A 20,947-nucleotide genomic window follows, 5' to 3' on the forward strand; every position below is an offset into this window, starting at 1 on the left:
CAGCAAAAAAAGAGATTCCATTTTAAAATGGAATCTCTTTTATAAAAATCTAATTGCTTATTATTTGTTTAATAAAGCTTTAACACGAGAAACGACATTTTCTACAGTAAAGCCATATTCAGAAACAACCTTGTTTCCATTTCCGCTTGCACCAAATTGATCGATACCTAAAATTTCACCTTCATCACCTGTATAACGATCCCAACCAAATGAAGAAGCCATTTCAATTGCTAAACGTTTCTTAACATTTTTTGGTAAAACAGTATCCTTATATTCTTTTGGTTGTTGTTCAAAGCGATCCCAAGAAGGCATACTTACAACAGCTGCATCAATATTTTCTTTTAATAATACTTGCTGTGCTTCAACAGCTAAGTTTACTTCAGAACCAGTAGCTAGAAGCAATACATCTGCAGTGTCTTTTTGTGCCGGAGAAATAACGTAGGCTCCTTTTGCAACACCTTCATTAGCATTTTTATCAGTATCTTTAATTGTAGGTAAATTTTGACGTGTTAGTACTAGCGCCGTTGGTTTATCTTTTGAAGTAATTGCTAGACGCCAAGCAGCTGCAGTCTCATTTCCATCAGCAGGTCTAATGACTGAAAGATTTGGCATTGTACGCAATGATGCCAGTTGTTCAACTGGTTCATGTGTTGGACCATCTTCACCGACAGCAATACTATCATGTGTAAATACATACGTAACAGGTAGGTTCATTAATGCGGCCAAACGAATTGCTGGGCGCAAATAATCAGAGAATACAAAGAATGTACCACCATATACGTTAACTCCACCGTGTAATGCCATACCGTTCAAAGCCGCACCCATTGCAAATTCACGTACTCCAAACCAAATATTTCTTCCTTCATATGATTCAGGAGTAAAATCTTGGTCCTCTTTCATGCGCGTATTGTTAGAACCAGCTAAGTCAGCAGATCCACCAAAAAGACTAGGAAGATTTTTGGCAATACCGTTTAAAACTTCACCACTTGAAGCACGGCTAGCTAAAGATTTTCCTTCTTCATAAACAGGGATATCTTTGTCCCAATTAGAAGGAAGTTCACCGTCAATAGCCTGTTTCAATTGTGTTGCTAGTTCAGGATATTTGCTTGCATAATCAGCGAATAATGCTTCCCATTCGCTTTCTTTTTGTGCACCATTATCAACAATTTCCTTTTGGAAACGTTCGTATACTTCTTCAGGAACATAGAAATCTTCTTCGAATGTCCATTTATAAGCATCTTTTGTTAATTTAAGTTCATCTTCTCCAAGCGGGGCACCATGAACGGCAGATTTACCTGCTTTATTTGGAGAACCATAGCCAATGATAGTTTTCACTTCAATCATTGTTGGACGTGAAGTATCCTGTTTAGCTTCTTCAATCGCTTTGGCAATTTCTTCTAAATTATTGCCATCTTCTACACGTAGGTATTGCCATCCGTAAGATTTAAAACGTCCTTCTACACTTTCTGAGAATGATTTACTTAAATCACCATCAAGAGAAATATCATTTGAATCGTAAAGAACGACTAATCGTCCTAATTTCAAATGCGCTGCTAATGAAGCTGCTTCACTTGAAATTCCTTCCATCAAGTCACCATCGCCACATAAAGCATATGTATAGTGATCAATTACATTATAATTATCTTTATTATACACACCGGCAAGATGCCTTTCAGCCATTGCCATACCAACAGCCATTGCAATACCTTGGCCTAATGGTCCAGTTGTCGCTTCGACACCTTCAGTATGTCCGTATTCAGGATGTCCTGGAGTTTTGCTTCCCCATTGACGGAAATTTTTAATTTCATCCATACTTAAATTATAACCTGATAAGTGCAACAAGCTATATAAAAGCATGGAACCGTGACCAGCAGATAATACAAAACGATCGCGGTTAAACCACTTAGGATTTTTTGGATTATGATTCATATAACGTGTCCAAAGAGTGTATGCCATTGGAGCTGCACCCATTGGAAGTCCTGGATGCCCAGAATTTGCTTTTTGAATTGCATCAATTGACAAAGTACGAATCGTCGTAATTGCAAGTTCGTCTGTTTTATCAAACATTAAAAACACCCTCTCTTTCTATAGTTACAATCTTATCATAAGCATGTTTTCACGATAATACAACTATTTTACAATAGTAGTTTAGATTTCCATGCAAACAATTTCAAAAAAGTTCACCATTTGTCCGTTGGAATACCGAAAATTGCTCATTTTATCATTCCAAAAACAGCAAAAAAATAGCCGGAATCATTTAAAGTATTTTTGTGATTCCAGCATCCTATTAATATTAATGTAATTTTTTCTTTGTTTGAATTTCACGTAGTTTGTTCGGTGTAACTTCAGTACCTTCTTCATCAAAAATTCTAACATTTTCAATTGTCTGTTTCATAGAAGAGCGGAACGCTTTCAAATATTCACTTCTTAATTTTGATTGTTCCTTTGCTTCTTCTTGCGTCAATCCCTGCTCTTTTGATTTTTTAGCTAATTGATTTATTCGTAATAATTTCTCTTTGGATAGCATATATCTGCTCCTTTAACACATAATCTTACGTTATCTTACTAAAAAAAAATTCTTCTATCAACAAATCCGTTCGAAATTCTGCGTACCTTACATCACAAAAATATATTTAGTTATTTTTCCTATCAATATCGTTTGCTTCGATATCGTTATCTAGTAAATATTCTTTATATCTTCTATGAACTGTTGCTTTTGATACATCATAGCCAAACCCTCTCAAAGTAGCCGCAATATCTGCAAAAGTTAAGCCATTTTCCCGCAAACGTTTAATTTCCTGAAGTGGGATATCTTTACGGTCCCTTCCATGCTCATTACCATTACCTTTTAAATTTTTATACGGCTTATACCCATTTTCAACTGCTTTTTGCATTCCACGTTTTATTTTTAAGTTATGTAATTTCCTTTGGTACTCTTCAACTATACTTACAATTTGAAGAACCATCGAATCAGATTCCGATAGTTCAAGTTCTCCGCTATGTGAATAAGTATAAACCTTCACACCCTGTTTAAATAAGAAATGCAAAATTGCAATTTTAGCATTCCCTCTTCCAATTCTCGTTTCATCCTGAATGAAAACTGCATCAACTTTATGTGATTTAATAATATCAAGCATATCTAATATACCTTGTCTTTCAATCTCATAGCCGCTAGCCTTCTCTTGAATGATGGATACAATATCATAATTCCATTTTTTTGCTAATTTTAGTAGTTCATCTTTTTGCCGTTCCAAAGAACTTTCCTGTGTTTCTTTCGTTGTACTTACTCTACAATAAATAATTGCCTTCATTATTACCCCTACTTATCATTTAAAGCGTATTCTTGATTTTGATTCACTGAATGCTGATGTTCTGTTACTGGAATTTTAATTTCCTCACCAGCCTTTAATAAATCAGCATTTATTTCGTTATGGTTTTCTACCCAATGAATAAATTCATCTTTTGACATTGAATTTTTATCAGCATACTCGTCAGCAATATTCCATAAAGTTTGCCCTTTTTGGACAACAATATTTTGATAGTGATTAGAATGATCTTCCATATTAAATAGAAAACATAGTCCCATTAGAATTGTTAGACCTATAAAAATGATAACATAATTGTATTTTTTCCATACTATATTCATATTCGATTCCTCCCGAATGTTTGTTCGTTTTTTGTCTAAAGAAATTATAAAACGAACAAATGTTTCCGTCAAGTGTTTTTCGAACTTATGTTTGTTTTATCAAAAATGTTCTGATATAATATAAGAAAATTATGGTTAAGAAAATATTGGTATTTTTTATGCTGATGATCTGAATAATAATTAAATCGGAACGTTGAGGTGTTAATAATGAATAAGCTATCTAAAAGACAACTAGATATATTGAATTTCATAAAAGAAGAAGTTAAAACAAAAGGTTATCCTCCTTCCGTTAGGGAAATAGGGCAAGCTGTTGGACTAGCCTCAAGTTCAACGGTTCATGGACATCTCGCGAGACTTGAAAGCAAAGGACTTATTAGAAGAGATCCAACTAAGCCTAGAGCGATTGAAGTTCTTGATCATGAAGAAACCATTCCTCGTCAAAACGTTATAAATGTTCCGGTTGTTGGTAAAGTTACAGCTGGGATACCAATAACCGCCATTGAAAATATTGAAGAATATTTTCCGCTACCTGAACATTTAGTTCCGTCAGATGAACAGATTTACATGCTGGAAGTCGTTGGTGAAAGCATGATCGATGCAGGAATTCTAGATGGAGATTACGTGATTGTTCGCCAGCAGCATACCGCTAATAACGGAGATATTGTTGTCGCTATGACTGAAGATGATGAAGCAACTGTAAAAAGATTTTATAAAGAAAATGATTACTTTCGTTTACAGCCTGAAAACCCGACGATGGAACCTATTATCCTAAAAAAAGTAACGATATTAGGAAAAGTAATTGCGTTATATCGCCAAATGGTGCATTAACCCCTTTATTGAAATGACAATTACGTCATTTCTTTTTTTGTTAAATCAATTGATAGTTTTTAAGCTTATAAAACCATTGGCAAAGAAGAATTTAAAAAGCTCTATACTAAAAGATATGTAAACTTAAAAGATTTATTCTATTAAACACAAAAAACTTATAGCATTTAAATCTACTAATTATTCTATTTTCCGTCCATGTATACTAGTGAAAGTTTAGCATCGTCCTGCTACAATATTTTGCAAACGCAAAAAGCCCTTCATATGAAGAGCGTTTGCTGTGGATGATGATTATAAATGTTGTAATGTTACAATCTCCATTTACTCACTTAAATATGCATGGGCACTGTAATTTTTACATAGATGATTTTTATCAGTTTTTCAAATTGCATTTGTATTTTTTACTTACTTCCTTTTTTGGCGATCTTCAAATATTAAAGCATAGCGAACGAGCTGAACTCTATTACTAATTTGTAATTTATGAAAAATATTTTTCAGATGATTTTTCACAGTGTACTCTGATATCATTAATCTTTCTGCTATTTCTTTATTCGTACTCCCCTCTGCTACCCATTGGATGATTTCTCGCTCTCTCGTTGTTAATGTTTTAGCTACTAAATAGCGTTGGACATTTTCAAACATTTCCAGCATCTGTTCCCCTACTTTTGCTGAAAAACGCTGTTCCCCACATACCAATTCCTGTAAATATTGTTGCCATAACTGTTTATCTAATATATTTGGTAAATATCCGTCTGCACCGCACCTCATTGCTTCGAGAAGAGAATTTATACTGGCCGATGATACAATGACAAGTTTCGCTAAAGGACATTTCTTTCTTAATTGTTTAATCATCTTTCCACAATCCTCTTGGAAGCCATCGCTAGCAACTATTAAATAAATTTGTGGACAATTTCCGTTTAATTCTTCTGTAAGCTGAAAATGTTGATTTTCTTTTAAAAACTGTTCTATGCGTTCTCTTTCCTGGCTATGTTTACAAATCAATAAAATATTAATAGCATCCAACCCTTTCACCTTCCCTAAAATAGAAACGAGCTACGATTAAACCGTAACTCGGAAAAACGTTTCTTTTAAGTGCAACGGTGCATCTAATTCATATAACCGACGATAGCGTTCACTATTTTTATATAGCTCCTCATGCGATCCTTGTAATAAAATTTTCCCTTTCTCAAGAAAAATAACTTCATCCACTTTTTCAATGCCAACTAAATGATGTGTAATCCAAATCAATGTGACATCTTTTAAGCTTTCAAATATTGTCGCTAGTAAATCTTTCTCTGTAAGCGGATCTAACCCAACAGTCGGTTCATCTAGGATAACTACTGGAGTTTTTTGTAATAGAATACGCGCTAGCGCAATTCTTTGTCTTTCACCACCTGAAAAATTACCGCCTGCTTCTAACATTCTTGTTTGATATCCTTTTGGTAAACTTTGAATATAGTCATGAAGCTTTACTTGTTTTGCAACACGAACTATATCTTCATCTGTCGCATTTTCATTCCCTAACCGAATATTGTTAGCAATTGTTGTATCAAATAAATGAGGATTTTGATTCAGTATTGCGATCTGTTTGGAAATATTGTAGCCAAAGGCTGCAGGCGACAAATCATTAAAGCGAACTATCCCCTGTTGTGGGAGAAGCGAACCATAAAGTAACTGAATAATCGTTGATTTTCCTGCACCACTTCTTCCTATTAATGCAACTCTTTTCCCATGTGGGATATGAAGCGATACATTTTCGATTGCCCATTGATCGTTTTCATCATATTTAAAATAGACATGCTCACATCGTATATCCACAGTAGAAAGTGAGTGGACACCCTCGTTCTGGCTAATTGTTTTAATCATTCCTTTATTCGTAAGTTCAATATCCTTTAACCGCTGAAAAGATTTACTATATTGAGTAATCCTTTCAATGGCATCAGAAATAGGTAGCAATGACTCGGCAATCGTAAACATTACGAGAACAAATGCTGCAATAAGTGTTGCATTAAAGTGATGATTGATTACCATTTTGTCAGACCAAAGCATGAGTAAAAGCACACTGCCGCCAATAATCAATTGACTAAAAAAATCCCTCCATCTTCTTCCTGCATGCAATCGCTTTTCAATCTGTTTTAACGATCTTTCTTTTTCCTCATATTTCATTAAAAATGCTTCTTTATTTCCGGACATCATCCAATCGCCAACACCTAATACAGCATCTGTTAGTTTTTGGTATAATTCGTGTCTCCCTTTATCTAATGCTTGTTTTTTTCTTTTTGACCATATAAAAGACAAAATAGGAATGACAACGATAAGTATTAATAAATATAAAGCCATGAATAATGCAAAAGTAATATCAAAATATCCTAAATAAATGATCCACATTCCATAAACAAAAAGCGAAATAACACAAGGAAGAATTGTCCGTAAATACAAATCTTGAATATGTTCAATATCATCCGATAAAATGCCTAAAACATCCCCAGTTTTGTATCGCGAACGAATGAAAAGTGCTGCTGGTTCAAGGGTACGATATAGACGAATTCGCATTTCAGATAAAATCTTTAAAATAATATTATGGCTAGTAAGTCGTGATGCATATTGGAGCGAAGATCTGAAAATTCCAAATGCCCTTACTGCAACAATTGGGACATATAACATTAAGATATTTGGCGGTCTAAGTGCTGCTTTTGAAATTAAATAACCCGATGTAAATGTTAAGCCGGCAGCACAACATATTGCCAGCACACTTAAAACGATCGCCAACATAAAACCACGCCGATGTCTGTTCAAGTATGGAAAAAACCATGTTTTCACTGTAGTCCCTCCAACTGCGTTTTTACAAGCTCATAATATTCACCTTTTTTAGCCAATAGTTCTTCTTGTGTCCCCATTTCAGCCACTTTTCCTTCTTTTAAAACAATAATTCTGTCCATCTGTTCCATCCAATGTAAACGATGTGTTGCAAATATGACCAATTTTTTTTGAAAAAGTTTAATCATCGTTTTCTTTAACTCATATTCTGTTTCGACATCTAAATGTGCAGTTGGCTCATCTAACAATAAAATAGGGCGGCCACATAAAAACGCTCTAGCCAATGCTACTCTTTGCTCCTGTCCTCCACTCATCGTTCTTCCACCGTTACCTATCATCTCTTCTAGGCCTTTAGGAAAGCTGGCAATAATTTCGTTAAGACCCGCTGCTTTTATAGCCTCTTTTATTTGCTCATTACTTGCATCAGGATGATAAAAAGCGATATTTTTCTTTATTGTGTCATGAAAAAGATACGGATGCTGTGGTATATATGTTAACTGGTGACGCCAATGATCAAATGCAAGAGATGGTAAAATGTGCCCATTCGTTTGAATCACGCCGTCAGTTGGAGATAAAAACCCACTGAGTACGTTAATTAAAGTTGATTTTCCTGCACCGCTAGCACCGACGACACCGATTTTTTCAAACCCTTTGAATTGCAGTTGTACGTTCTTTAGTGATACATTCCGATCGCTCTCATGCTGTACGTTAATATTTTTTAATGTAAGTGTACTTTTTTCATCCCAGCTTACATGAAATGCATCAATATCTTTCGAATTTTGTTGGGTTGTTGCAATAGACTGAATATCATGTGCTGCTTCTTTGCCATCCAACGTTGCATGATAATCATTGCCAAACTCTCTTATTGGAAGAAAGTATTCAGGAGCCAATACTAAAATCGTTAACGCTGGCTGTAATAATATATGGCCATTCACTAACCTAAGGCCAAGTGAGACAGCAACAAACGCAATGGACAGCATCGTAAAGAAATCTAATGCAAATGATGAAAGGAATGCAACTCGAAGTGTTGCATTCGTCATTTTGCGATATTGATCACTAACTCTGCCAATCGTATTTGCGTGGGAACGGCTTAATCCTAGATAACGCAGTGTTGTTAATCCGCGTAAAGAATCAACAAAATGGTTTGAAAGTACACGGTATGAATCCCACTGCATATCCATTTTTTTCTGCGCTGCCAATCCTAGCAAAACCATAAACATAATTAATACAGGCATTGTGACAAATAAAATAATGGCGGAAATACGATCTTGAAAGCATACATATAGTAGAACAATGATTGGGATTATCCCCATTCCAACGATTTTTGGAATAAATAATTCAAGATATTGCCTCATTTGTGCAGTACCTTCAAGTGATAATGTAACAAGTTTTCCTGTTCCAATTTTTTGAGTAAAGGTTGGCCCGAGTTCAAAAAGTGTACTAAAAAATTGTTTTCTCAAGTCGGTGCCCGTTCTATCAGCAAAACGATAAGCAATTTTCTTGATCAACAATGAAAGACAATAACGACCAACTAAAGCACATAAAAATAATAATACCTTTTGAACTAAATTGGATACTTCCTCTCTAGCAAATAAATGTGAAATAAGATCAGCAAGATACACTGCTTGTAAAATGATGCACATACTTTGAAGTAAGGTAAGGATGCTGACCATTGTAATAGTGATCTTGGCCCCTTTGTAAGTTAAAATTTCACGATCCATATTCTAACTTGGCGTATACTCGTGACAAGTTGCCATGAGGAGCCAAGTGCTCACTTCCTTTACAACTTAATATTCTAAATGCTGATCTTTATGAACTCTTTTACGAAATACAATATAGCTCCAGATTGTATATCCTAGAACAAATGGCAACAACGTTACGGCCACAATCGACATCACTGTCAATGAATATGATCCAGATGCCGCATTATAAATCGTTAAATCGTACGCCGATTTTATATTACTAATCATGACACGCGGAAATAGTCCTACAAACAAAGAAGCAATTGTTAAGGCGATCACTGCTGCATTCATTCCAAAAGCCCAGCCATCTCTTTTTTTAGCTAAGAAGTAACCAGAAAGAGCGAGAAAAATAACAACTAAGGCATAGATTGGAACAAGCAAACCGCCGCGTACTGAAAATAAATCGGTTGAAAAATAAGTGGCAATAACAAAAGCAATTAAAAAGATGGCGAGAATGCCAATGACTTTTTTAGCCATTTGCCGAGCACGTCTTTGTAAATCTCCAACCGTACGTAAACAAATAAATACTAATCCATGGAAGAAACATAGTAATGTAATTGCAAGTCCGCCAAGAATCGTGTACATATTTAAATAGCTTGAAAAAGCAGCGTCCATATTCATGTTATGATCAATTGGTAAACCGTGAACAATTGCTGAGAAAACGACTCCCCATAATAGCGGCACTAGCAGACTTGCTAGAAAAATGAGCCAGTCCCACGTATTTCTCCAGTTTGAGTTGCCGACTTTTCCTCTAAATTCAAATGCCGTTCCACGCGCAATCAGCAATAATAGCATTAAGACAAGCGGTACATAAAATCCACTGAATAATGTCGCATACCAGTTTGGAAATGCGGCAAACATTGCACCACCTGCTGTAATCATCCATACTTCATTAGAATCCCAAAAAGGTCCAATTGTGTTAATTAAAACCCGTCTCTCAACCTCGTTCTTTGCGAGGAAGCGTGTTGCCATACCAACTCCATAATCGTACCCCTCTAAAAAGAAGAAACCTACGAATAATACTGATATTAGTAGAAACCATAGCTCATTTAGCGACAAGGTGATACGCCTCCCTATCAAACGGATCATTCGAAATTACTTTAGGATCTTCCTGTTTCATTGATGGTCCTTGTTTTATTACACGGACAAAAAGATATACCATTACAACTGCTAAAAGTGTATATGCCCCAAGGAAAGATATGATACTGAAAAGCAATTCTCCCGATGATACATTTGGTGATACACTGTCTGCTGTTTTCATTAAGCCAAATACAGTCCATGGTTGACGGCCAATTTCGGTCATAATCCACCCAGTGATGCTTCCAATATACGGTAAAGACATTGCTGCTACCATGATTCGTAAAAACCATTTGCTTTCAACTAATTTTTTTCTAAATGCAAGAAATGCCCCAACAATTCCAAGAGCACAAAGTGCTAGACCGGCCAATGACATAATGCGGAAGCTCCAGAATGTTGTTCTTACTGGTGGAATATAATTTCCTTTACCGTATTTTTGTTCATATTGCTTTTGTAACGTTTCCATCCCTTTAACTTTACCGTCAAATTTTCCGTAAGATAAATAGCTTAATAAATACGGTATTTTTACTTCTGCTGTATTTTCATGTGTTTTTGGATTTATCGATGCAAGTACTGTCCATGCTGCTGGATTACCACTATCCTTCCAGAGCCCTTCACTTGCCGCCATTTTCATTGGTTGTGATTGCACTAAATGCTTCGCCTGATCATGACCAGCAAATGCTAGCAAAACACCAGATATTAATCCGACTGTTATACCAATATGAAAGGATTTTTTAAAAAACTCAATGTCGCGTTTCTTTAACAGCATAATTGCACTTATACCTGTAATCAAAAAGGCACCTGTTGCAAAAGACCCAAAAATTGTATGTGGTAATTCAACCCATAGTTGCGGATTTTTCACTAATGCAAAGAAATCAGTCATTTCCGCACGGCCATTGCGAACAACGAAGCCAACCGGCTCTTGCATAAATGAATTTGCTGTTAAAATCCATACTGCTGATAAAATCGTCCCTATTGAAACTAACCAAATACTTACTAAATGAATGCGTTTTGAGAGTCGATCCCAGCCAAAGTTCCATATTCCAATAAAAGTTGATTCCAAGAAAAAGGCAAGCAACGCTTCAATCGCTAGCGGAGCTCCAAATATATCCCCCATAAACCGTGAATAATTTGACCAATTCATTCCAAATTGGAATTCTTGCAAAATACCTGTTACAACACCAATCGCAAAATTAATCAGAAATAACTTTCCCCAAAACTTTGACATTTTTTTATAAACGTCATCTTTTTTCACAACATAGAGCGTTTCCATAATTGCGACGATAAACACAAGACCTATTGATAATGGCACAAATAAAAAATGATAGATCGTCGTCGCAGCATATTGAAATCTTGCTAAACTTAGCGGATCCAATGTTATCCCCCTTTTCTTTAGCTAGCTAAAAAGTACCAATTTACTTCCAGCTAACTTGTAATTTCAACTTTATTTTATTCCTTATGAAACTGCTCCGCATAACTCTATAGAGCTATTATGATGGCTGTTTTGTGTCATAGAAGTGGCAATTTTGTAACAACTGTGACGAACTAAAGAAACTATGACAAATATCACAGATTTTATATAAAAAAGCCCCAACAGTTATCTGCTGGGACTTTGCAATTACATGTTTAAGGAAGTAAAAGCCTCTTTTAAAATGAAAGAACCGTTAAATTGTTTAATGTGAATTGTTTCACCGCCTAAAATAGCAAGGCTGCCGATATACCCTAAACGAGTGTCTAAGTCTACTAACAATGAGTTCTGAATAAGACTAGGTCTGTTATGAAAAGAAAGCAGCTTTGCAGGATGATTTGGACTAGAAACGCTAATATTTAATGGCGATGTCATTAACCCTTCCCCAGTTGCCTTAAGAAGGGCTTCCTTCCTTGTCCAATAGGTCAAAAAACCTGATCTTCTTTTTCGTAACGGCAAATGGCTAAGCTGCATCTTTTCTTCTTCTGTAAGTACACTCTTTTCCAATGTAAGAAAATCGATATTTGAATCAATATATTCAACATCTATTCCAATTTTGTAATTTTTAATAAAAGCTACCACAATGACATCTTCTGAATGCGAAACAGAAAATTGAATATTTCCTCTTGTTAATGTTGGCTTGCCATGCAAATGCTTGCAATGCGGGCATATCCGTGCAATAGGTACGAACTGAGGAGCAATATTTAATTGTACCGACAAAACAATCCTGCTTATTGTACAACCTAAAATAAAACGGACCCGATCTTGTTCCTTTTTATATGACTTCGCTCTTATTTGCTCCTCTTCACTCAACAAACGTAGATGCCATGGCTGTATATCATTGATACTACAGTACCACACATGACAATCATTCATTAACAGTGGAATCGCACGAGGCTCATACAAACTAACCATTTTTATTCTCCCATCATGCTAATTGTTAAGTTTGAGACTATTTGGCCTCATATCCGTCCAATTTTTATTGATGTAATTTACACAATCATCTTTACTATGTTCAGATAACACCATTTTCCAACCTAGTGGAATATCAAAACTTGCGGGCCATAGTGAATATTGCCCTTCTTCATTTAATAAAACAATAAACCTGCCTTCTTTTAGCTCAAATGGATTTTGCATTGCAAATCTCTCCCAGCATTTAAAGTATCATTTGATTTTTTTCTTTCATTAATCGCATTAAAATTTGACCTATTTCAAAAAGCGGACCTGGTTGACAAAGATCTTTATGTCTACAATGAATGTCATACTGAAAAATATTTCCTGAAACAAAAGGCCGCCATTCATCTGGACTTATTGGATCAAACCATTCAGGTATTACTGTCGACCTAAAGAAGAGAATATCTCCTTCAAATTGTTTTGGTTTATATTCACTTAAAATACGAACAGAATTTTTATACGTCTCTTTTAAGTTAATAATCGTCTCTTCATCTAAACTAGCTAATGCACTTCCATGACGGAGAAGAATTTCAATAGTGTTACTTTGTGTTAAATTTTTTTCACATATATCCTCTGGTTCAAATCCTCCTAAAGCTAAAAGTGCGATGAGCACTTCTTCTTCTTTCGGTACTTGAGCAATAGGAAGAAATTGACTTGGATATGAGTCTAGCATTACTACGAGTGAAACTTCATCTCCCTGTTTTTGTAGCTCTGTCGCCATGGCATGGACAACATTCCCCCCAAGTGACCATCCTAATAAATGATACGGTCCTTTTGGTTGAACAGATTTTATTTGGCAAATATATTCGAGCGCCATTTCATCCAATGTTTTCGGTAATGGCTCATTCCTTTCAATCCCTCTCGCTTGCAATCCATAAATTGGAAAATCCTTTTCTAATGACGTCATCAAACCGGCATAGCACCAACTAAGTCCGCCTGCAGGATGTACGCAAAACAGCGGCAAGTTGTTTCCAGACGTTCTAAGCGGCAATAACATTGCTAATGAATTTTGACTGCTTCCTACCTCAAGTTTTTCTACAAGACTTGCAATCGTAGGAGCTTCGAAAAGATCTCCAATACTTAATTCCGTTCCAAATACATCACGAATTCGGCTCATTAATTGAACAGCCAACAGGGAATGACCGCCTAGCTCAAAAAAGCTTTCGCTAACACTGACTTTGTTCAACTGCAAAATTTCTTTAAATAAGTTACACATAATCTCTTCTTGAGGAGTACGCGGGCCTCTGTCTAATCGTTCCATTTCTATTTCAGGAGCAGGCAATGCTTTACGATCTAGCTTTCCATTCGGTGTCAACGGTAAACTTTCTATGGACATAAAAAATGATGGTACCATATAACCAGGGAGAACATTTGCTACATAGTTTCGTAAATGCTCTGTCGTTCCTTTCATACCTTTTTTATAAACTATATATGCTACAAGGCATTTATTATTTGGATAATCTTCACGAACGACGACCCCTACTTGCTCTATAGCGGGATGTTTAGCAAGAACCGCCTCGATCTCACCTATTTCGATACGAAAACCTCTTATTTTTACTTGCTGATCTGCCCGTCCTACATATTCTAACAGTCCATTGGCATGCCACTTAGCCAGATCTCCTGTTCGATACATTCTAGACCCTGGCTGGCCATACGGATTGGCTATAAATCTTTCTGAAGTTAAATCAGGTCGTCCCAAATACCCGCGTGCCAGTCCTGGACCTGAAACATACAATTCTCCTACAACTCCCGGCGGTACTATTTGTAGCTCTGAATCCAGCAAATAAACATCTAAGTCAGAAAGACTGCAACCTATTAAACTGTTACGGCTTTCAGCAACCATTTTTTCATTTAGCTCTATATACGTAACATGAACTGTTGTTTCCGTAATGCCGTACATATTAACTAATTTTGGCTGCATGTCGTCATGGCGCCTGTACCATTCTTCCAATCTACTAAGTTCCAATGCTTCGCCACCAAATATGATATACCGTAGTGAGAGTCTGTTCGAAACTTCCGAATCCTCTTTATCTGCCTGCATAAGTTGATAAAATGCTGATGGGGTCTGATTTAAGACTGTTACATGTTCATCAGCTAGTAATGCTAAAAATTGTTTTGGTGAACGACTAACATTATGTGAAACAATGACGAGACTACCTCCATGCAATAACGGTCCCCATATTTCCCATACAGAAAAATCAAATGCATATGAGTGGAATAAAGTCCAAATATCATCAGCGCCAAAATGGAATAAGTGATCAGTTGATTTAAAAAGTCGGACAACATTATGATGCGGAACAACTACTCCTTTCGGCTTCCCTGTCGAACCTGATGTGTATATAATATAGGCAGAATGGGATGGTAATAATGGTTCTGGTCGCTCACTATTGATTGGACTTGTTTCAAGCAACAGATTGATATCCTCGCGTGCTTCCAGCTCATCAACCGTGAAATGTTTTATATTCCCAATGGTCTTTATTGTTGAAGCAATATGTTTTGTTGTAAGTATACATATCGGCTGAGCATCTTCCACCATAAATGCAAGCCTGTCTTCTGGATAATTTGGATCCAATGATAAATACGTTCCTCCTGCTTTAAGAACTGCTAACATTCCAACCACTAGCTCAATAGATCTTGAAAAAGCTAACGCTACTACTTTTTCAGGTCCAACTCCCATAGCGATTAACAGTTTTGCAAGCTTATTTGCTTTTTCATTTAATGCACGATAACTTAGTCTTTCATTTTCAAAAATTAATGCCGTTGCATTCGGTCTCTTTTCGGCTTGCTCTTCGAATAATGCAGGTATCGTTTTCTCCGAAACTTTCGAAACATGTTTGTTATGTTCTGGTGTGAAAAGCATTTTTCGTTCTTCTGGCAATATAATACTTAATTTATCAATTGGCACATCTGGTTTGCTCACTATTTCTTTCAATAACTGTAAAAAACGTTCAGCCATTTTTTCAATAGTAGTTCTTCTAAATAAATCACTACTATATTCAATGAATCCATGTATACCATTAGGAGAACCGTCAGTTTTACGCCCTTCTTGCAATTCAAATGTAAGATCAAATTTCGCAGAACCTACGTGATAAAGTTCTAGTTTCGTTTCAACATCCTCTAATTCCAATCTTGGATCTGGAATATTTTGAAAAGCAAACATCACTTGAAATAACGGATTTTTAGACCGATACCTAGTTGGATTTAATTGTTCTACTAAAAGTTCAAATGGTACATCTTGATGTTCAAAAGCAGATAAATCCGCATATTTTACCCGAGACAATAGTTCACTAAAACTAGGATTTCCAGCAGTATCGGTTCTAAGGACTAACGTATTGACAAATAATCCAATGACATTTTCCAATGAATCGTGATTTCTTCCAGCAATTGGACTGCCGATTGGTATATCATTTCCTGCCCCTAATTTCGTTAACAGTGCAGCAATTGCTGCTTGAAGTACCATGAATAAGCTAACGTTCCGCTTATGGGCAAGATCTAAAAGCTTTTGATGAAGGATGGAGTCAATGGTAAGATCAACGATTCCACCTTCAAAACTAGATTGCATCGGACGCGGAAAATCTGTCGGTAACTCTATTTGATCGGGTAACCCATTAAGTGCATCTTTCCAGTAAGCAAGCTGCTGTGACACCTGCTTAGCCCCTTTCCTTTCATTTAGCCATTGTTGCTGGCAAATAGTATAGTCAGCATATTGGATTGGCAGCGGAGATAAAGCATTACTGCTTTTATGACAATGGTCATGATATGCTTTAGCTAAATCACGAGTTAACGGTGTCAAAGACCAGCCATCAGCAGCAATATGATGTATAAGCAGTAATAGTACATATTGATTGTGATTGATTTCAAATATGTTTACCCGAAAAGCAGGTTCCGTTGTTAAATCAAAACAGTAATGAATTGCCTTGTTTATTTCTGTTAAAAATTGTTTTTCATTTGTTTTAATAACCTCAAGCTTCATTTTAAAATCGTGTGGCTCAAGTATACATTGGTATGACATTCCAGTCTCATCGGACGGAAACATTGTCCGTAATGATTCATGCCGAGTAATGACATCAATTAATGCCTGTTGTAACGCTTGAATATTCAAATCTCCTTTCAACTTTATGACAACAGGAATATTGTATGCGTCTTTTCTCCCCTCTAAATGTTGCAAAAACCATAAACGGCGTTGTCCAAATGAAAGGGGAATCTGACTAGGCCGTGGTTGTTTTTCTATAATTGGTTTGTTTAATTGATTGTCTTCTAATTGAGCAACTAACTGTGCAACAGTTGGATATTCAAATAATTTGGCAATGGTCATATTTTTCCCTAGTACTTCACGGATTAAATTGATGAGCTGAACAGCAAGTATTGAATGCCCGCCCATTTCAAAGAAATTATCATCGATTCCAATCTCAGGGATTTGCAAAGTTTCTGAAAACAATTTACATAGCATCTCTTCCTGAGGAGTTCTAGGTTTCCTCGTTTCCACCTTCATCGTAAATTCAGGCTTTGGCAATGCATTTCGATCTAATTTACCATTTGGCGTTAATGGCATTTCTTTTATTACGATAAATATTGATGGAATCATGTAACTCGGTAAATAATTACTTATATAACTACGGATTTCCATTTCATTAAAAACTGTGTGTTGCCCTTGCACAATATAGGCAACTAACCTCTGACTGCCAGCATGATCTGTACCTATTTGCACTACAGCCTTTTCAACAGAGTTGTGTTTCATTAATATTTCTTCTATCTCACTTGTCTCAATCCGAAATCCGCGCAATTTAATTTGATAATCTACACGGCCAATATAATCAAGGGTTCCGTTTTCATTCCAACGCACAAGATCTCCTGTTCGATACATTCGACTGCCTGGCGCTCCATAAGGGTTCGCAATAAAACGCTCAGCAGTTAATGCTGGCCGGTTGTTATAACCTCGTGCAAGTCCCCTTCCTGATATGTAGAGCTCTCCAATAGCCCCCGCTGGAACAGGCTGTAAACATGAATCTAATACATAAACTTCCGTATTCCATATCGGTTGTCCAATCGAAGGCGTCTGTTTTTGTTCATCGTTTACATTAGATAGCATCGACCATATCGTTGTTTCTGTAGGGCCATATAAATTAGTCGTCTTGCAATTTAAGTTTTTTAACGTTGAAGCAAGTTGCCCCGGTAAGGCTTCGCCTCCAACGAGTACTTTCATTCCTCTTACACTATGAGGCTGATTCGCGGCTAACATTTGCCATAGGGTAGGAGTCGCTTGCATCATTGTCACGTTGTGTTCTTTTATTAGATTGGCTATCGCTGCTGGATCTTTATTGACATCTTTTTCAGCAATAACGATCCTCGCCCCACAAATGAGCGGTAGAAAAAGTTCCAAAGCAGAAATATCAAACGAAACGGTAGTAACTGCTAACATACGATCATTCGCCGTTATGGGCATTTTATTTCGCATTGAAAACAATACATTATTTAAACTATCTAATGTCACGACTACACCCTTCGGTTCTCCTGTTGATCCTGATGTGTATATAATATAGGCTGGATGCATGCAAGAAACATGTTTATGAAGATTGAAAGAAGATGCATTCAATAATAGATTCTTTGTCCTCGGATCATCGATGACAATTACATGATTAGTGAACTGCTGAATAAAGCGAGCTCTTTGGGCCTCTATATTTGTAAGTATACAAATCGGTTTTGTATTTTTTAGCATATGTGCCACTCGTTCGTCAGGATATTCTGGATCTATCGGTAAATATGCCGCTCCGGTCTTTAGCACTGCTAACAGACAAACTAGCATATCAATTGAACGGTTAAGTGTAATGGCAACGTAATCTTCTGCTTTTACTCCTTGTGCTAACAAATAATGCGCCAAGCGATTAGCACACTGATTTAATTCATGATAGTTTAACTGTTCATCACCACATATAACGGCTTTAGCATTTGGTGTTTCTAAAACTTGTTTCTCAAAGACATGTAAAAATCCATCATGTGGCAATGCTTGAACTGTTTGATTTCGTTCCTCCAATAATTGCTGGTATTCATCAGCAAGTAATATATGAATGCTACCTAAACGCTGCTCTTTTTGATGGGACACTACTTTTTTAAGTAAATGGATAAATCGCTGCTGGTGTGATTTCAGTTCATCAATCGAATAAAGAGACGGATTTGCATCAAAATCCATTCTAAATCCGATCCCCTCTATATCATGCAAATTAATAGTAAAATCATCGACAGGGCCATTTCCTAAATTATATGTAACCCCTCTAGCAGAACCAAAACGAAGATCATTATTAAATGGCATAATATTGATGATCGGCCCAAATAATCTTTTATGTTCTCCTAATAATTTAAGATCACGGCGCAGCACCTCATGTCGATAACGATGATGTGCCATGCTTTCTTTTATTACTTCCCTTACATGTTCAAATAATTGTGATAGTTGCATATCCGCTTGTAATGTTAAACGAAGCGGGATCATATTCATCATCATTGCTGGAATATTCATTACATCTATACTTGGGCGATTCAGCACAGGATATCCTAATATAATATCGTTTGTACCAGTCAGTCGATGAATATAGAGGGCAACAGTCGCAACCATTAGTTCGTACCAATTTGTATGAAGATCATGGGCGCTTTTTTTCAGTTGTGTAGTGCTCGCAAGTGACCATTGTATCGAATTTCTTAGAAACGAATGTTGAGCATTTGCAATATGATCTTTCATGCCAACGACAGTTGGACCGTCTTTAAATTTCTCCCTCCAATATTGTTGATCAACACGATACTGTTCAGATTCTTTGTATTTCCTATCTAATTCAAGTACTTTACTAATAGGATCAAATGGTTTTCCCCCATATGGCTGCCCATTTATGATATCTGAATAAGCATTGGCGACTCTTTGAATGATAAGCTTTGCGCCAAAGCCATCAATTGCGATATGATGTATGCGTTGATACCAAATATAGTGATTAGAAGACAGCTTAAGTAGTGCTTCCGTGAATATGGAATCTCTTTCCAAATTAACAGGATGTGAAAACTCTTCTTTCATCCACCTTATCGCTTGTTCACGAGGATCTTGTTCTGTGCTTACATCAATATAATGAAATGGCATCTCCTTAAATGGTACAACTATTTGATATGGCCCTTTTTCATCTTCACCGAATCTAGTAAATAATGATTCTGTTTCAAATATGACTTTTTCTAACGCATGTTCAAATGTGTCAGGATTGATATCACCAAAAATCTCGATATATTCTGCTGTATTATAAATAGGACTACTAGGATCAAGCTGTTGAGCAAACCAAATACTAGATTGTGCCTCAGTAAGAGGCAATCTAGTATTTTTCCGATCTATCATCTATATCTTCACTCCTTATTTGTTGTTCTATACTAAAAAACTCTGTAGATATGACATATTGCTGTCAGGCATCACATTTAGGAATGCCCGACACATTAATCTTTACAATCTGTCCCACAAATACTTTTATCTTTAATTGCTAATCTTATCTAGCATGCGTGTTGATAAGAGATGCCACCATCCAGAAACCGTTGGGTTCTCAATTAGTTCCATAAAAGTGATTTCAGCTCCCCCGGTTCTCCACTGTTCAACTAAACTCATTATTCGAATTGAATCTAACCCTCTATTCATTAAATTTTCGTGATCAGAAATGTTCGTAGAAGATTCCTGCATTAGTTCAACAATTTGCTCACGAACATCTTGTAAACTTGTTGGTAAATATCCTTGACTTAAAACTTGATCCATCTTGTTCATCATGGAAACAATATTTTGAGTTGAAATCGTATAGGCACAACGTTTTGCTGCATAGTTGACAGCCATTTTATGTTCTTCTAAGGAAAAATCAGCCACTGCATCAGTAACAAAAAATGGTTGAATATCTTTCATAAATGCATCACTTGCCGTAAGCAAACATCCAATATGCGCATAAATCCCGCAAATAATTAACTGATCCCTTCCGGATTCTTGTAAGATATTAAGCAGATTCGTCTTTTTAAAAGCACTATACCGCCATTTCGTAATGACGATGTCACTTTCATCAGGAGCTATTTCATCAAGAATTGCTGTTTGAGCCAATTGATTCTCAACTCCATCCCCCCAAAAATCTTGAAGTAATCCCCGTTGATCTGCACGTTGTCCACCAGGCTGTCTAGAATAAATGATTGGAATGCCTAATTTGCGACATTCATTTTTTAAATGGTTGATATTTACTATAAGCTCGGATCGCGGAGATTGCTTTTCTGTAAAAGCATTTACGAAGTAATATTGCATATCGTGAATAAGTAATGCTGCACGCTTTGGATCAGGTATCCATTCAACCTTATTTTTTGGTAACTCTGACTGTATTGGCATTTTATAACTGGTGATAGCTGGAATAGCCATCAAAACACACCCTT

General features: G+C 36.3%; 14 protein-coding genes. 1 reads left to right on the plus strand and 13 read right to left on the minus strand.

Annotation, left to right across the window (positions count from 1 at the left end; translation table 11 throughout):
- Positions 1–60: 60 nt before the first annotated feature.
- From tkt to yneA, 4 genes are all read right to left on the minus strand, one after another.
- On the minus strand, positions 61–2,067 hold the full coding sequence (gene tkt / locus G4D61_RS11590; protein WP_025729225.1) for a transketolase: 2,007 nt from the start codon (positions 2,065–2,067) through the stop codon (positions 61–63).
- A gap of 226 nt (positions 2,068–2,293) precedes the next feature.
- Positions 2,294–2,527 (minus strand): DUF896 domain-containing protein, encoded by a 234-nt coding sequence (locus G4D61_RS11595; RefSeq protein ID WP_025729227.1) that lies wholly within the window; start codon positions 2,525–2,527, stop codon positions 2,294–2,296.
- 106 nt (positions 2,528–2,633) lie between these two features.
- Complete coding sequence (locus G4D61_RS11600) at positions 2,634–3,311, minus strand: YneB family resolvase-like protein (protein WP_025729229.1); 678 nt, start codon at positions 3,309–3,311, stop codon at positions 2,634–2,636.
- An 8-nt stretch (positions 3,312–3,319) separates the two neighbouring features.
- Complete coding sequence (yneA, locus tag G4D61_RS11605; RefSeq protein WP_025729231.1) at positions 3,320–3,646, minus strand: cell division suppressor protein YneA; 327 nt, start codon at positions 3,644–3,646, stop codon at positions 3,320–3,322.
- Positions 3,647–3,853: 207 nt separating this feature from the next.
- Between yneA and lexA the strand changes: the two genes are divergently transcribed.
- Positions 3,854–4,474: a transcriptional repressor LexA gene (gene lexA / locus G4D61_RS11610; protein ID WP_025729233.1), complete on the plus strand. Its 621-nt coding sequence runs from the start codon at positions 3,854–3,856 to the stop codon at positions 4,472–4,474.
- A 402-nt stretch (positions 4,475–4,876) separates the two neighbouring features.
- Here lexA and G4D61_RS11615 read toward each other — a convergent pair whose 3' ends face one another.
- The 9 genes from G4D61_RS11615 to G4D61_RS11655 form a co-directional block, all read right to left on the minus strand.
- Complete coding sequence (locus G4D61_RS11615; RefSeq protein ID WP_025729235.1) at positions 4,877–5,494, minus strand: response regulator transcription factor; 618 nt, start codon at positions 5,492–5,494, stop codon at positions 4,877–4,879.
- Positions 5,495–5,530: 36 nt separating this feature from the next.
- Positions 5,531–7,291 (minus strand): thiol reductant ABC exporter subunit CydC, encoded by a 1,761-nt coding sequence (gene cydC, locus G4D61_RS11620; RefSeq protein ID WP_163174018.1) that lies wholly within the window; start codon positions 7,289–7,291, stop codon positions 5,531–5,533.
- Entirely contained in the window at positions 7,288–9,009 is a 1,722-nt protein-coding gene (cydD, locus tag G4D61_RS11625; RefSeq protein WP_025729240.1) for a thiol reductant ABC exporter subunit CydD, read from the minus strand. Before cydD ends, cydC begins: the two co-directional genes overlap by 4 nt.
- 66 nt (positions 9,010–9,075) lie before the next feature.
- On the minus strand, positions 9,076–10,089 hold the full coding sequence (gene cydB, locus G4D61_RS11630) for a cytochrome d ubiquinol oxidase subunit II (RefSeq protein ID WP_025729242.1): 1,014 nt from the start codon (positions 10,087–10,089) through the stop codon (positions 9,076–9,078).
- Positions 10,076–11,482 carry a cytochrome ubiquinol oxidase subunit I gene (locus G4D61_RS11635; protein WP_163174020.1) on the minus strand — a complete coding sequence of 469 codons (1,407 nt, stop codon included), beginning with the start codon at positions 11,480–11,482 and terminating at the stop codon, positions 10,076–10,078. The genes cydB and G4D61_RS11635 overlap by 14 nt, the downstream gene beginning before the upstream one ends.
- Positions 11,483–11,725: 243 nt before the next feature.
- Positions 11,726–12,490: a 4'-phosphopantetheinyl transferase family protein gene (locus tag G4D61_RS11640; protein WP_163174022.1), complete on the minus strand. Its 765-nt coding sequence runs from the start codon at positions 12,488–12,490 to the stop codon at positions 11,726–11,728.
- An 18-nt stretch (positions 12,491–12,508) separates the two neighbouring features.
- Positions 12,509–12,712: an MbtH family protein gene (locus tag G4D61_RS11645; RefSeq protein ID WP_035348704.1), complete on the minus strand. Its 204-nt coding sequence runs from the start codon at positions 12,710–12,712 to the stop codon at positions 12,509–12,511.
- Between the two features lie 19 nt (positions 12,713–12,731).
- Positions 12,732–19,892, minus strand: a complete 7,161-nt coding sequence (locus G4D61_RS11650; RefSeq protein ID WP_163174024.1) for a non-ribosomal peptide synthetase — start codon at positions 19,890–19,892, stop codon at positions 12,732–12,734.
- Between the two features lie 132 nt (positions 19,893–20,024).
- Positions 20,025–20,933 carry an isochorismatase family protein gene (locus tag G4D61_RS11655; RefSeq protein WP_025729248.1) on the minus strand — a complete coding sequence of 303 codons (909 nt, stop codon included), beginning with the start codon at positions 20,931–20,933 and terminating at the stop codon, positions 20,025–20,027.
- Positions 20,934–20,947 lie beyond the last annotated feature (14 nt).

The organism is Heyndrickxia ginsengihumi (assembly GCF_011008565.1).
In the GTDB taxonomy this organism is placed as follows: domain Bacteria; phylum Bacillota; class Bacilli; order Bacillales; family Bacillaceae_C; genus Weizmannia; species Weizmannia ginsengihumi.

Excerpts from the sequence above, each read along its gene's own strand:
- G4D61_RS11645 (WP_035348704.1), bottom strand. The coding sequence starts at position 12,712 with ATGCAAAATCCATTTGAGCTAAAAGAAGGCAGGTTTATTGTTTTATTA.
- G4D61_RS11595 (WP_025729227.1), bottom strand. The coding sequence starts at position 2,527 with ATGCTATCCAAAGAGAAATTATTACGAATAAATCAATTAGCTAAAAAA.
- lexA (WP_025729233.1), top strand. The coding sequence starts at position 3,854 with ATGAATAAGCTATCTAAAAGACAACTAGATATATTGAATTTCATAAAA.
- cydD (WP_025729240.1), bottom strand. The coding sequence starts at position 9,009 with ATGGATCGTGAAATTTTAACTTACAAAGGGGCCAAGATCACTATTACA.
- G4D61_RS11600 (WP_025729229.1), bottom strand. The coding sequence starts at position 3,311 with ATGAAGGCAATTATTTATTGTAGAGTAAGTACAACGAAAGAAACACAG.
- G4D61_RS11655 (WP_025729248.1), bottom strand. The coding sequence starts at position 20,933 with ATGGCTATTCCAGCTATCACCAGTTATAAAATGCCAATACAGTCAGAG.
- yneA (WP_025729231.1), bottom strand. The coding sequence starts at position 3,646 with ATGAATATAGTATGGAAAAAATACAATTATGTTATCATTTTTATAGGT.
- G4D61_RS11640 (WP_163174022.1), bottom strand. The coding sequence starts at position 12,490 with ATGGTTAGTTTGTATGAGCCTCGTGCGATTCCACTGTTAATGAATGAT.
- tkt (WP_025729225.1), bottom strand. The coding sequence starts at position 2,067 with ATGTTTGATAAAACAGACGAACTTGCAATTACGACGATTCGTACTTTG.
- G4D61_RS11650 (WP_163174024.1), bottom strand. The coding sequence starts at position 19,892 with ATGATAGATCGGAAAAATACTAGATTGCCTCTTACTGAGGCACAATCT.